The organism is Dyadobacter tibetensis Y620-1, from assembly GCF_000566685.1.
In the GTDB taxonomy this organism is placed as follows: domain Bacteria; phylum Bacteroidota; class Bacteroidia; order Cytophagales; family Spirosomataceae; genus Dyadobacter; species Dyadobacter tibetensis.
Genome location: NZ_AZQN01000003.1, coordinates 893,007 through 906,107 on the forward strand (window position 1 = coordinate 893,007; position 13,101 = coordinate 906,107).

At 44.9% G+C, this 13,101-nt stretch carries 12 protein-coding genes; 8 read left to right on the plus strand and 4 right to left on the minus strand.

Features of this window, described 5'->3' with window-relative positions; genetic code table 11:
* Positions 1 to 223: 223 nt before the first annotated feature.
* From X939_RS0110755 to moaA, 5 genes are read left to right on the plus strand one after another with little or no spacing between them, the layout of a single operon-like run.
* Positions 224 to 1,411 (plus strand): molybdopterin molybdotransferase MoeA, encoded by a 1,188-nt coding sequence (locus tag X939_RS0110755; protein WP_025763268.1) that lies wholly within the window; start codon positions 224 to 226, stop codon positions 1,409 to 1,411.
* A gap of 17 nt (positions 1,412 to 1,428) precedes the next feature.
* Positions 1,429 to 1,668 carry a MoaD/ThiS family protein gene (locus X939_RS0110760; protein ID WP_025763269.1) on the plus strand — a complete coding sequence of 80 codons (240 nt, stop codon included), beginning with the start codon at positions 1,429 to 1,431 and terminating at the stop codon, positions 1,666 to 1,668.
* Between the two features lie 25 nt (positions 1,669 to 1,693).
* Positions 1,694 to 2,143 carry a molybdenum cofactor biosynthesis protein MoaE gene (locus tag X939_RS0110765; RefSeq protein WP_025763270.1) on the plus strand — a complete coding sequence of 150 codons (450 nt, stop codon included), beginning with the start codon at positions 1,694 to 1,696 and terminating at the stop codon, positions 2,141 to 2,143.
* Between the two features lie 35 nt (positions 2,144 to 2,178).
* Positions 2,179 to 3,084 (plus strand): bifunctional molybdenum cofactor biosynthesis protein MoaC/MoaB, encoded by a 906-nt coding sequence (gene moaCB / locus X939_RS0110770; protein ID WP_025763271.1) that lies wholly within the window; start codon positions 2,179 to 2,181, stop codon positions 3,082 to 3,084.
* A gap of 52 nt (positions 3,085 to 3,136) precedes the next feature.
* Positions 3,137 to 4,129: a GTP 3',8-cyclase MoaA gene (gene moaA / locus X939_RS0110775; RefSeq protein ID WP_052353437.1), complete on the plus strand. Its 993-nt coding sequence runs from the start codon at positions 3,137 to 3,139 to the stop codon at positions 4,127 to 4,129.
* A gap of 10 nt (positions 4,130 to 4,139) precedes the next feature.
* Here the strand turns inward: moaA and X939_RS0110780 are convergent, their stop codons facing one another.
* A complete protein-coding gene (locus tag X939_RS0110780; RefSeq protein ID WP_025763273.1) occupies positions 4,140 to 5,066 on the minus strand; it encodes an alpha/beta hydrolase in 927 nt (308 codons plus the stop codon).
* 90 nt (positions 5,067 to 5,156) lie between these two features.
* Between X939_RS0110780 and X939_RS0110785 the strand changes: the two genes are divergently transcribed.
* On the plus strand, positions 5,157 to 5,441 hold the full coding sequence (locus X939_RS0110785) for a putative quinol monooxygenase (protein WP_025763274.1): 285 nt from the start codon (positions 5,157 to 5,159) through the stop codon (positions 5,439 to 5,441).
* Here X939_RS0110785 and X939_RS0110790 read toward each other — a convergent pair.
* Positions 5,438 to 6,028, minus strand: coding sequence for a hypothetical protein (locus tag X939_RS0110790; RefSeq protein WP_025763275.1), 591 nt, complete (start codon positions 6,026 to 6,028; stop codon positions 5,438 to 5,440). The two genes, X939_RS0110785 and X939_RS0110790, sit on opposite strands and share 4 nt — an antisense overlap.
* A gap of 384 nt (positions 6,029 to 6,412) precedes the next feature.
* On the opposite strand from X939_RS0110790, the gene X939_RS0110795 reads away from it, so the two are divergent.
* On the plus strand, positions 6,413 to 9,016 hold the full coding sequence (locus X939_RS0110795) for a PVC-type heme-binding CxxCH protein (RefSeq protein WP_044199161.1): 2,604 nt from the start codon (positions 6,413 to 6,415) through the stop codon (positions 9,014 to 9,016).
* 81 nt (positions 9,017 to 9,097) lie between these two features.
* Positions 9,098 to 10,024: a hydroxypyruvate isomerase family protein gene (locus X939_RS0110800; protein ID WP_025763277.1), complete on the plus strand. Its 927-nt coding sequence runs from the start codon at positions 9,098 to 9,100 to the stop codon at positions 10,022 to 10,024.
* A gap of 326 nt (positions 10,025 to 10,350) precedes the next feature.
* Here the strand turns inward: X939_RS0110800 and X939_RS0110805 are convergent, their stop codons facing one another.
* Positions 10,351 to 10,659, minus strand: coding sequence for an isoamylase early set domain-containing protein (locus X939_RS0110805; RefSeq protein WP_025763278.1), 309 nt, complete (start codon positions 10,657 to 10,659; stop codon positions 10,351 to 10,353).
* A gap of 149 nt (positions 10,660 to 10,808) precedes the next feature.
* Entirely contained in the window at positions 10,809 to 13,067 is a 2,259-nt protein-coding gene (locus X939_RS0110810; protein ID WP_025763279.1) for a TonB-dependent receptor, read from the minus strand.
* Between the last annotated feature and the right edge of the window lie 34 nt (positions 13,068 to 13,101).

Consider the following 13,101-nt stretch of genomic DNA (forward strand, 5'->3'; position numbering starts at 1 on the left):
TTTCCAAACGGTAATTTTATAAGTAAAATTGTATTATAAGAATAACCTGTATAGTGTAAAAAATAGCAATGAACTGATTGTCAATTAGTTAAATAGTTTTTTAATAATATTGTAACTGTATTATAAGGCAAAAAAATGGCGATTTGGCTCAGTTGGCCGTGATTTTTAGATTTAGGAGCTGAATCAATAAATATTAACTTGCAAGACTAAACCAGCGAATAAAATGATCGCAGTACAAGTTGCCAAAGATAAAATTGTAGCGTCGGTCCGCCCTTTACCTACAGAAACACGTACCCTTACAGGGGCTATCGGATACGTACTGGCAGTGGATGTTCAGGCAGCTGTACCGCTTCCTATTTTTACTCAATCGGCCATGGATGGGTATGCCATTTGTCACTTGGATGTATCCGGTGCCCATACTTCGCTCCGAGTGAAAGGCGAGAGCAAGGCGGGGTATGGAGTGGAACAGGAAATTGCCAGAGGAGAGGCCATGAGGATTTTTACGGGTGCACCCATGCCCAAGGGGGCTACCACAGTGGTGATGCAGGAGTATGTAACCGTTCGAGACGGGCATATTATATTAAATTCTATTTCCATTGCTGCGGGGCAGCATGTGCGCTATCAGGGCCAGCAAATACAGGCCGGAGAAGTGGCACTGTCGGCCGGGACATTGCTTACTGCCGGAGCATTGGGTTTTCTGGCTGGGTTCGGGATTACACACGTGGAAGTAATTCGCAAACCTCGGGTAGGCATACTATTGACCGGTGACGAGCTCGTAGATCCTGGTCAGGCACTGAAGCCCGGGATGATATTCGAATCAAATTCGGTGATGTTAGAAGGAGCCTTACATAAGGAGGGTATAGTCGATATTCGTATCGATTCAGCAGAAGATCAGCCCGATGAAGTTACCGAAAGGCTAGCCGACCTTATCGACTGGGCGGATCTAGTTCTGACTTCAGGTGGGATATCTGTCGGTGACTATGATTATGTAGCGGCGGCTATGGAGCATCTGGATGTAAAGAAGATATTCTATAAAGTACGCCAACGGCCGGGGAAACCCTTATTCTTTGGTACACTTTCGGGTAAACTTCTCTTCGCTTTGCCAGGTAACCCGGCTTCTTCTCTGGTCTGTTTTTATGAGTATGTGCTCCCAGCCCTGCGGGGTTTATATGGCCGTAGCGATCTGTTTCTTCCCTCTTTTCGACTTCCATCCCTTAAAGACTATTCTTTTTCAGGAGAACGGGACGAATTTTTGAAAGCTTTTGTTGAAGAGGGGAGGGTTACGCCGCTGTTTGGGCAGGAGTCTTTTGCCCTACGATCTTTTGCCTTGGCAAATGCGTTGGTGTATCTGCCCGTAAGTCAGCAAGAAGTTAAAAAAGGTGAATTGGTAGAAGTGCATCTTTTGCCTTAAACTCAGCAGAAATTCTTATGCAAATACAAATATTATATTTTGGATTGCTGGCCGATCGGATTGGCCTTTCCAGTGAGACAATGGATCTGACCAGAAGCCTGAACGTATCGGAATTCCGCCAGATACTTTTAAATAAGTACCCATTTTTGGGAGGAGAGAAATTTAAAATTGCTATTAATCAGCAATTGGCTGCAGAGGAGATGGACATACCTTTGCAAGCTGAAATTGCTTGTTTACCCCCTTTTGCAGGCGGGTGAGCTATAACTTACCAGTTTAGTAGTTATGAAGAAAGAACATAAGAGGAAAAAGGTTTTGGTGCATGGCCCTATTAGTCCGCAATTTGTGGCAGATTCCATAGCCAAGCACCAATCCAAAACAGATATTGGTGCGCATAGCCTGTTTTTAGGTCAAATCCGGGCCGATCAAAAGTCGGAAGGGCTTGTTACAGGAATAGATTATTCGGCCTATGAACCTATGGCAGAAGAGGTCTTTCACCGGATTAGAGAAGCTGCCTTTCAGAAATATGATCTTACCTGCATGCATCTCTATCACAGTCTGGGGCTGGTACCCGTGGGTATGATCAGCCTATTTGTATTCGTGTCGTCGGCACATCGAAGAGCGGCCATTGAGGCTGTGGATTTTATCGTGGAGCAGATTAAAAAGGACGTTCCCGTATTTGGAAAGGAGCTTGTGGGAGAAGCGGATCAATATGTATGGAAGGAAAATAAATAAGGGCTGGAGCTCATTTGACGAATCTAAGGGATAAAATGGTCGATATTACTCATAAAAGGAATACACTGCGTATCGCAACAGCTGAGGCAACCGTATTGGTCAGTAGTCAGGATACCGTGCAGGCTATCCAGAATAGGGCAGTGCCGAAGGGGGACGTGTTTGAAATGGCCAAGGCAGCCGGTTTCCTGGCAGTTAAAAAGACGCCCGACCTGCTTCCTGACTGTCACCCCATACCAGTGGAATATACGGGTGTTCAGTACCGCATTGAAGGGCTCAAGATAATCATTGAGCTTACCGTTAAGACCATTTATAAAACTGGGGTGGAGGTAGAAGCCATGCATGGGGCCTCTGTGGTTGCCCTCACGATGTATGACATGCTCAAGCCCATAGATAAGGGAGTTGAAATTCACCAGATCAGGTTGCTCAAGAAAACGGGTGGAAAAAGCGATAGAAAGGGGCCTCCTGAACATTTGAGAACCGCGGTGATTGTCTGTTCTGATCGGGTTTCGGCGGGAGAAGCTGAAGACCGGTCCGGTGCCCTTATCGTAGAGAAACTCGGAGAATACGGACTTTCGGTAGGGGACTTTAGCGTCGTTCCCGATGTGATTGAACGCATTCAGGAAAATATAAAACGGCTTCATCAGGAAGCATATGGACTCATAATACTGACTGGCGGAACCGGGGTATCATCCCGTGACGTTACCCCTGAGGCAGTACTAACCCTGATAGACCGGGAAATTCCCGGGATAGCAGAGGAAGCTCGCCGGTATGGACAGGAAAGGATGCCTCTCGCCATGCTATCGAGATCGGTAGCTGGTCTCATGGGCCATACCTTAATATTGACCATGCCCGGTAGCAAGGGAGCAGTGACCGAATATATGGACGCCTTGTTTCCGCATGTTTTTCATCTGTATGGGGTCATGCAGGGCCAGGGTCATTGAAGTGAATATTTAGGAGGGGATAAGCACTAGCTAGAAGAAGACAATAATCGCGATGACAACACCTATTTTAGATCGTTTCGGACGTAAGCATAGTTATTTACGCATATCGCTAACAGATAAGTGTAATTTGCGATGTACCTACTGCATGCCGCAGGAGAACATGCTGTTTATGCCAAATAAACATCTTATGCAGGCCGACGAAATAGTTGAACTTGCCCGAATATTTGTTGGTTTAGGCGTGGATAAAATTAGATTGACTGGAGGGGAACCCCTCGTTAGGCAGGACTTCAGTTCTATTGCGGAGCGCCTCGGTGCTTTAGATTCGGCCCTTACCCTTACGACCAATGCCATATATGTAGATCAATATCTTCCTACCTTAAAAAAAGCCGGCATTAAAAGTCTTAACGTCAGTTTGGACTCACTTCATGCGAGCCGTTTCAAGGCAATCACCCGTCGCGATCAGTTACAAAAGACATTAGATCATATTGATCTATTGCTTGAAGAGGGCTTTGTGGTAAAAATCAATATGGTGGTCATGAAAGGGATCAACGATATGGAAGTCAACGAATTTGTAGGCATGTCGCTTCTGAATGAAAGGTTGCATGTCCGATTTATCGAATTTATGCCCTTCAATGGCAATGAATGGGATATGTCTAAAATAGTTTCTTATAATGAATTACTGGCAGGTATTTCGGATCAGTACCGGTTTTCACGTTTGCCCGGCGATCGTCACGATACTGCACATCAGTTTCAGGTAGAAGGAGGAAAAGGAAGCTTTGGAATAATTGGAACGGTTACCCATCCTTTTTGCTCAGGCTGCAACCGCATACGTCTCACAGCAGACGGGAAGCTAAAAAACTGCCTTTTTGATACTTCTGAAGTAGATTTGCTCACTGCATTACGGAATGGTTCCGATGTCCAGGGCTTAATCCATGATCATTTTGACAAAAAACATTTCGCCCATGGCGGACACGGCCAGTTTACTGCTGAAAATGCCAAAGAGACCTATGAGGCCAACCGCACTATGATTGCCATAGGCGGCTAGCCTCATGAGCTTATTTTTTTGCATATCCTAGCTCCGATAGCCAGGTATGAAGGGCCTGCGGCCATCCTACCAATGATCCTTTGCCCTTGGTACGGAGACCATAACCATGCCCCCCCTCAGGATAAAGGTGCATCTCAGCTGGTATTTTATATTTTTTTAATTCCAGAAAGTAAGCAATGCTATTTTCTACTCCCACAGAGCCATCGTTCATACTATGCACGAGGAATGCCGTAGGGGTTTTGTCATCTACTTGTAACTCGTTGGAATAGTATTGAATAAGTTCCTCCGATTTTTCACTACCCAATAGGTTATCTCTGGATCCCCCATGTGCCAATTCTGGCTTTAAGGAAATTACCGGGTAAGCCAGAATTGAGAAATTAGGACGAGCGTCTTCGGAAGCTTTCGGGCCTTTATTATGATGTGTAGAAAGGGTCGCTGCCAGGTGACCACCTGCTGAAAAGCCCATTACACCTATTTTTTGTGGGTCAATATTCCACTCTGAAGCATGTTGACGGATCAGGGTCATGCCTTGCATAGCATCCATAAGAGGTACTTCATGCTGGTGCATCATGCCTTTTGGGTTGGGAAGACGGTATTTTAGCACAAAGGCGGAAATGCCACGCTGGTTAAACCATTTGGCTAAATCGCTCCCTTCATGAGAAGCTGCAAGAATTGCATAACCTCCTCCGGGACAGATCATCACAGCCGCCCCTGTAGCCTTTTCCTTGGCTACCAGATAAGGTGTAATGGTGGGGACCGTAACGCCGCTGATACGAAGAATTTCATTGGCATCCGTTACATGCTTTTCCTCAATATCATTTTTAATATAATTAGGAATTTGGCCTTCCGGCCATAAAGGGAGGGCATCTGATTGAGCCATGGTTATTTGAAATGAGAATAAGAGCATTCCGCTCAGAAATAGCTTTCTTAGTTGCATCGTTTGTGTGAATGGTTTCAGATTAAAAGATGATTAAGTCTCGTTATTACCCTATTTATAAGTAGATTTTGGATCCCAAATAATGATTATATGCTTATACGTATCGTTCGAATGCATTTCCAGCCAGAGCAACTGAATAATTTTCGGCAAATTTTTGAAGAATCAAAACCTTATATCTTAGAAATGCCAGGTTGTTTGATGGTAGAATTATGGCAGGATGCCGATGAACCCGCTGTGATGATAACGCATAGCCATTGGGTCGATCGTGAGAGTCTTAATGCCTATCGCTCTACCCCTTTCTTTCGAGAAGTCTGGGGTAGAACCAAAGCACTGTTCCAGGAGAAACCTCAAGTGTTTTCTGCCTATATTACCTAATTCCTGGCCGGGTTGATCATAATATGGGCCCTGTGCGTCCCCGGATCCATGATCCATGGCTGTCCTGGCACATCAGGTTTAAGCGGGAGTCCGGTCGTTTCAGAAGTGGCATATGGTATGTATACCACATAGCGCAGATAGCCGTTTTTTAACTCCCCGGTTTGAGGGTCATAGTCCGCCTGGGAGCCCGATAAGGCGTAGAGGGTAGCGTTTTGCCTGGGCATGACCAGTTGGCCAGATTTTACTTCTGACTCACGGATGTCAAAAATTTCTTTGGCATTTTTACCTTCCTTTTTAAGTGCCCATCCTCTTTCCATAAATGGTTGAAGACTGGTATGGTAACAGGTTACATTGATGTCAGCCTTGGAGGGGTCATCAGCCAGGCACACCATGTCGTTACTGCCTTTTCGGATCAAGGTATAAGTGCCATCCGTTGCGGGACTGTACACGGCAGCTCCCTGCCGTTGGTCGCTAGGAGCAGCTAAAGTAGCAGTATGAATTTGTATTTCCGTGCCAGGACCGTCAGTTTGCCCCATTGCCGGTATTAGGGTTGAAAGCAAAATGACTAAAAGAGATGCAGTTTTCATAAAAATCAGATTTAGTAAGTACCAGATTTGCCTTCACAAGTTATAAAACTTTCAGTCTAATCCTGCATACTACAGACCGGGGAGATAGGTGCAAGGGTCGGGGATAAAATTATTTTATAACTGAGAATGATAAATTTCATCCCTTTTTCAACTTGCCAAGATTGCTCCGTTGAGAGGGTGAATTCTACTATTTTTGAAACCCGGTTTTTACATTGTAGTGTAAAGTTCTTACTTTTAGAAGTTTTTTTGGAACTGGCTGAAGGCGTAATAGTAAAGTACATTTTGAAATCATTCTTATCTAACAAGGCTATCCTGCTTTGTATTTCTCTGATTCTATTTTCTTGGACATCTGTATGGGCACAACTTGCTGACTCACTGAGGTCTATGCACCCTGACAGTGTCTATTTGAGATTGTCTGAACGGGAACGTCGCATGGCGGTGAATGCAGTGGCAGGACTCGCCCCAGCCGACGGCTTGCAGGTCCAACTCTTTGCTTCGGAACCCAACGTGATTAACCCCATCAATATTGATGTTGATCATAAGGGAAGAGTATGGGCCTTAGAGGCCTATAACTATAGGCCAGCAGTGAATGGGAAGTCTGAACTGGGGATGGGCGATCGGATAGTGATTCTGGAAGATACCAATCAAGATGGAGTAGCCGATAAGACCAAGGTATTCTATCAGGGTCCCGAACTCCAGGCTCCATTAGGAATATGGGTGATGGGGAATAAGGCTATCGTCTCTCAAAGCCCTTATGTATGGCTATTTACCGACACTGATGGGGATGATGTGGCCGATAAAAAGGAGGTTTTATTCAAAGGTATTGGCGGGATCCAGCAAGATGCAGGCATACATGCTTTTGTGTTTGGGCCAGATGGGAAGTTTTATTTCAATTATGGGAATGCCGGTGGTCAACTCGTTGATGGGCGGAATCGTCCGCTATTAGATAAATACGAAAGACCAATCAATTTTCGTCCCTATCGTCAAGGAGTTGTATTTCGATGTGATCAAGATTTTAGAAAAGTAGAAATTCTTGCCGAAAATTTTAATAATTCTTTCGAAACCGCTGTTGACAGCTATGGCACCATGTGGCAAGCAGATAGGGGGGAGCCGGGCAATGAGAGTGATCGGGTATCCTATGTAATGGAGAACGGGAACTTTGGTTATATCGACGAAATGAATGGTAACAGCTGGCGTGTCGATCGTACGAATCTGGAAGACGAAATACCTAAGCGCCATTGGCATCAAAACGATCCGGGGGTGGTGCCCAACTTATTGGAGACGGGCTCTGGCTTGCCTATGGGTACCATAGTCTATGAGGGTGAATTGCTGCCTCGGAAATATTGGGATCAAGTAATTGTCGCCGATGCAGGGCTTAATTCCCTACGGGCCTATCCTGTGGTGGACCAGGGCGCAGGGTATCGCTCTACAGGGGTCCTGCCAATATTGGATGGCTTGAGAGACAAATGGTTTAGGCCCAGCGATGTGGCCGTAGCACCCGATGGCTCCTTGATTGTTTCAGACTGGTACGACGAGGTGGTAGGGGAGCATCGAATGAAGGACCGTAGCCGGGGGCGTATCTTTAGGGTTGCTCCACCCAATACCCCATATGTTATTCCACAATTCGATCTGAGTATACCTGAACAGGCCGTTCAGGCCCTTCAAAGTCCTAACTTATCGATGCGCTATTTGGCCTGGAATGCCTGTGTGGACCATGGCTGGGCAGCAGAGCCTATGCTGGAAGCTCTATTTCGTCAATATAATGCCAATCCCAAGCTTCGGGCCCGCGCACTCTGGGTGCTCAATCGCATCGAAGGATTTAATAGCCGGAATCTGGACATAGGTTTTAGGGAGCTGAACCATAATCTGAGAATTACTACGCTACGCGCCGTGCGCCAGCGTAATAGCGATCCTATAGAATATATCAAAAGACTGGCCGCCGACCCACATCCACAGGTGCGTAGGGAAGCGGCATTGGCCATTAATCACAATCATACCTATGAGGCCCTGGATGTCTGGCTTCAGCTTGCTGGGCAGCACAAGGGGAATGATCGCTGGTCGGTAGAGGCTTTAAGTATAGGAGCAATAGGGCAATGGGAGCGGATATTTCCGGCATGGCTAGCCCGGGCAGGAAGCCATCCAGAGAAAATACCTGGTGGTAGTGATCTGATCTGGCTTGCAAGAACAAGAAAAAGCATCCCTTATCTGGAGAGACTGGCGGCTGATACCAGCGTAAGTTTTAAAAGTCGCCTGAGATATTTTAGAGCCTTTGACTTCTTTCATGCAGGATACGAGAAAAACCAAGCATTACTCAATATGGTAAATGTGCCTGCAGCCGACCGAATTCAGGTCGCTAAACAAGCACTTTTGCACTTAGATCGTTCTTTTGTGGCCAATTCTCAACAAGGGCTCTCTGTGCTGAACCGTTTGTTGGACGATACCTATGGTACCGAAGATTATATCGATCTGGTCACCCGCTACCAGCCTCGGACCGAAACAGAACGCTTGCTTCAACTTGCTATATCTAAGTCAGGAGAAGTGATAGGGCGCGATGCAGGAGCATTACTGCTGGACCTTGCTGGGGTGACCTATATGAATGAGCGGTTGTCCAGCTTGGGGCAGAGCCAAAAGCTGGCTTTACTGGCATCGATCCAAACTGCCGGTACACCGGAGGCCGTTTATGTACTTCGCTCTATTGCACTCAACGCCGGCCATTCCTTATTGGTACGTGAGCAGGCGGCCCGCTGTCTGGGAGCTAGTTGGCCTGGAGAAGAGGCAGTAGTAAACCTATTAAAAGAGAATAGAATCAATCACTCCGTTAAAGAAGCCGCTCTGGAGGGTGTACAGGATGCATTCAGAGAAGAGATTAGACTTGCTCTGGCTCCATATTATCCGACTATGGTCGAGAAACAGGCCGAGCCTGAAAGTGCTATTTCTGATGAGGGCAAGGATAGAAAACGAAGGAAAAGAAGAAAGAAGGATTCCTGAAAGGATATTTTTCTCCGGGATGGGGTATATTCCGTCGGGGCCAGGCTTTTAGTCCTGAATAACCTAAATACCTTTTTTGATATGCAGCGCAGAAATTTTGTAAAGTCTACCTTGGGCCTTGCTGGTGCAGCCTTGGTTGCTGTCGACGCCATGGCTTCCCCCATTGGCCCCAAAGCCAAGCATAATTATAAATTGAAATATGCTTCTCACTTCGGAATGTTTACCAATCATGCCGGTAAAGATTTGATCGATCAGCTGAAATTTATGGCTGACCAAGGATTTATGGCTCTGGAAGATAATGGAATGATGGGCCGTTCTGTGGCCGATCAAGAAAAAATTGCCAAGGAAATGTCTCGCCTGGGTATGGAGATGGGTGTTTTTGTGGTAGACAAAGGAGGGAATGGTGCCAATACCCTTGCCGCCGGCAAGCAAGAACATATCGATATTTTTCTGAATGGATGCAAAAAAGCCGTCGAAGTAGCCAAGCGTGTCAATGCCAAATATATGACCGTTGTGCCGGGTAATTTCGAAAGGAAATTGCCTATCGGGGTTCAGACGGGTCATGTGATTGATGCCCTACGCAGAGGTGCTGAAATACTTGAACCTCATGGATTGGTGATGGTGCTGGAGCCACTAAGTGATACTCCCGACTTGTTTTTAAGAACCTCCGATCAGACCTACGAGATCTGCCGGGGCGTGAACAGCAAGTCTTGTAAGATCCTGTATGATATCTATCATATGCAGAAGAATGAGGGGCGTATCATCCATAATATCGATATGACTTGGTCGGAGATCGACTATTTCCAGATTGGCGATGAGCCTGGTCGCAAAGAGCCTACCACAGGAGAAATCAATTATAAAAATGTATTTAAATATATCTACGACCGGAGCAAAAAAGAAGGACGTGAGTTTATCATGGGGATGGAGCATGGGAATTCTAAACCTGGCAAAGTGGGTGAAATGGACCTTATTAAGGCCTATCAGGAAAGTGACAGCTTTGCGGTTTAATAGGCTTTAAGCCTTATGCTATAGGCAATATGCCATCCATCGGGTTAAAATAGAATGGATGGATTATGCACGGAAAGTGCCCTAGATACAGGAAAAATAGAGATTGTCATTGATTTGGCAGTCTCTATTTTTTGTACCTCTATTGGCAAGGGGCTTAGTATTATTCCGAATAGTACAGGGAGGAAGACAATCTATGTTGGTCGTTTAGAAGGTACAGGCCAATGAGCACTCATAAGCGGTATTGGAAAAGGAATTAAGGGAGGTGAAATAATGCAAAAAGGCCAGTATCATCATGATACTGGCCTTTAAGGATATTGCTACTGGATTTACAAAACCACCACTGAGTTTTCTTCAGCGTTCACGCCTGCAGGTACGTATTTATCAGCGGCTCCGTCGTTTTGCCATTTTTCGTTATCCAATAGATAACGGAATTGATATTCTCCAGCCGTTAATTCTACAGTGCCTTTGAATGATCCATCCTTTTGCTTTTTCAGAGTAGTAGCTTGCTCAGGATCCCAGCCATTGAACTCACCTACTACTGCTACTTTTTTTGCCGAATCTACCTCTTCTGCTGGTAAGGTAAATGTTACCTTAAACAAAGAACGGCTCTTTACGAATGTTTTTGATAATGCCATAATTAAGTAGTGTTATTTGGTTGATGAAACAAATATACTATCTATAATTATACAATGCAATGAATATCAGTTCGCTAAAAATAAACAATCTTTAAATATTTATATATATTGTTTTGATTGTAGGATTTGGGCCCTATATCATCTTCCTATTAGTCAATCGTATATCGTAGTCCCAAGAAGCCTCTTATCCCTTGGTTAGGTGCAAAAACATAGGACGGATCGAAGGTCAGACCGTAGGGATTGTCGGTTGTAGGGACTGCCTCACCAGCATCATTGAATAGTACATTCTTATCGAAGGGATCCATAGAACGTGCAATAGAATTGGCTGGAGGAGTGAAATTCAAAATATTTTTTACTCCACCATAAATTTCAAGCCCACTTCGGAATTTTTTGGTGATTTGTACATTTTGCAGGGACCAAACTCCCGACATAGAGGCTCGTGGGTCCAGAGGTCCTAGGGTAGGTAGACGCATGGGCCCATATAGATTGCCAGTATAATCGAAGGAAATTCCTGACTTAGGAATTTCATAGGAAACTGTCCATACCCCAGTTACTTTTTCGGTGAGCATAGGGCGGGTGCGGGAATAATTTTCGTACTGGAAGTTGTCCATCAGGGTTACGCCAGTGAAAATAGTGAGCGGAAAGGGGAAGTTGAAATCGAGATTCAAAGATAGGCCCTTCGACACGGCATAGCCATTCAAATTATTATAAATAATCTGATTAGGGTTTGTTTCGTAATCCGGTAAGATACGGTTGGTAAAATAGGTGTAAAATGCCGAAGCATCGATACCAATAAATGAGTTTCCAATGACCATTTTTTTTACAAAATTAATATTGGCATTCCAGCTCTGTTCTGGTTTTAGCTTTTCTTCAACGACCACCTGGCGGGCACCCGTTAATGCAGCGTGATCTTCAGTGAATAAGTTGACCACCCGGAAGCCTCTTCCGAAATTGAAACGAATTACATCGGTCTGATTGAACTTATATTTATAGGCCACTCGGGGTGTAAATATGCTTCCATGGCGGCTATTATAATCGTAACGGGCACCCAATAACAGAGTATGATCACCCAGGGTGATCTCATCCTGAGCAAAAAAGCCTGGAAGTACAATTTTGTCGGCTTTGTCAACCTGATCAATAGTCTCAGTGGCCACCGTATTGTCATTATAATAGGTGTAGCGTAAAGGTGTTCCAAAAAGTAAGCTATGGTTACTCAGGGTTTTGTCCCAAAGGAGTTGTGCAAATGCGATTTTCTGATCGGCCATAAAAGGGACATTTCCATAATATGAGTTCTGATTATGACTACTGAATGAATACTGAAATTTTATGTTTTCTGTCGTGGGAAGGTCGTAAGTACCCAGTAGCTCGAAGCGTTTGGTATAAATACTCTCTCCATATATTTCGTCTCCTCCTCTGAAGCTTTTGTTCCAATTCATTTGTCCTCCCCAACGATCTTCATAGAAGTATCGAGCGGCAATACTGCTCTGTTTATTATCCAGGCGCTCGAAGCTCCATTTGTTGAAAATAGAAATTCGGTTTTGAAGTGTCAGATCCGTGAAGCCATCATTATTCTTGTCTAGCTTGTTTTGGTAATTAAAATAATTTACCCCCAGTATGGAATGGGCTCGCTTTCCTACTTTAAGTTTTACGCCCAGATCAAGATTATAGTCGAGCCAGGAGGTGCTGAATGCGTCTGCAGAAAAAATCGGAGCCTTATTAGGATTTTTGGTGATGATATTGATGAGTCCCCCCACCGCTTCGGAACCATATAAGGTGGATGCAGGTCCTTTTACAATCTCCACCCGGTCTATTAAACTATTGGGAATGCCGGACAGACCATACACTGTAGACAGGCCACTGACCATGGGCATGCCATCAATGAGTACCATGGTATAAGGGCCCTCCAAACCATTAATATGAATATCTCCCGTATTACAGACATTGCAATTGAGCTGAGGTCTTACACCATTGACGTAACTAAGACCCTCAAATATGCTCGGAACTGGGTTTTTATAAATAAATTTTGCCGTAATAATGTCTACTGGGACGGGACTATCGAGCTTGGAAACTTCTTTCATGGTACCGGTGACCACCACTTCTCCCAGATCTTGATCACCTTTCTCAAATTGAAAATCTTGAACAAGTTTCTGATTAATTTTCAGATTCCTGACCGTAATAGTGGGTGCGGCCACGTAACCCACACGTATTGTATAAATGCCCTCAGGTATATCGTCGATCCGATAATATCCGGAAGTGTCAGCAGTAGCTCCTTTGTTTAATCCGTTGATGTATACGGATGCACCAAAGGCCGGCTCGCGGCCCGGCAACAATATCTTTCCAGATAGGGTGTGCTGAGCCGTGGCTGTAATATGAAGGCCTATGATCAGTAGTGTAAAGAAGATTTTCATCTATATGAAATTTTTATTCGATTCGTGTTTATTT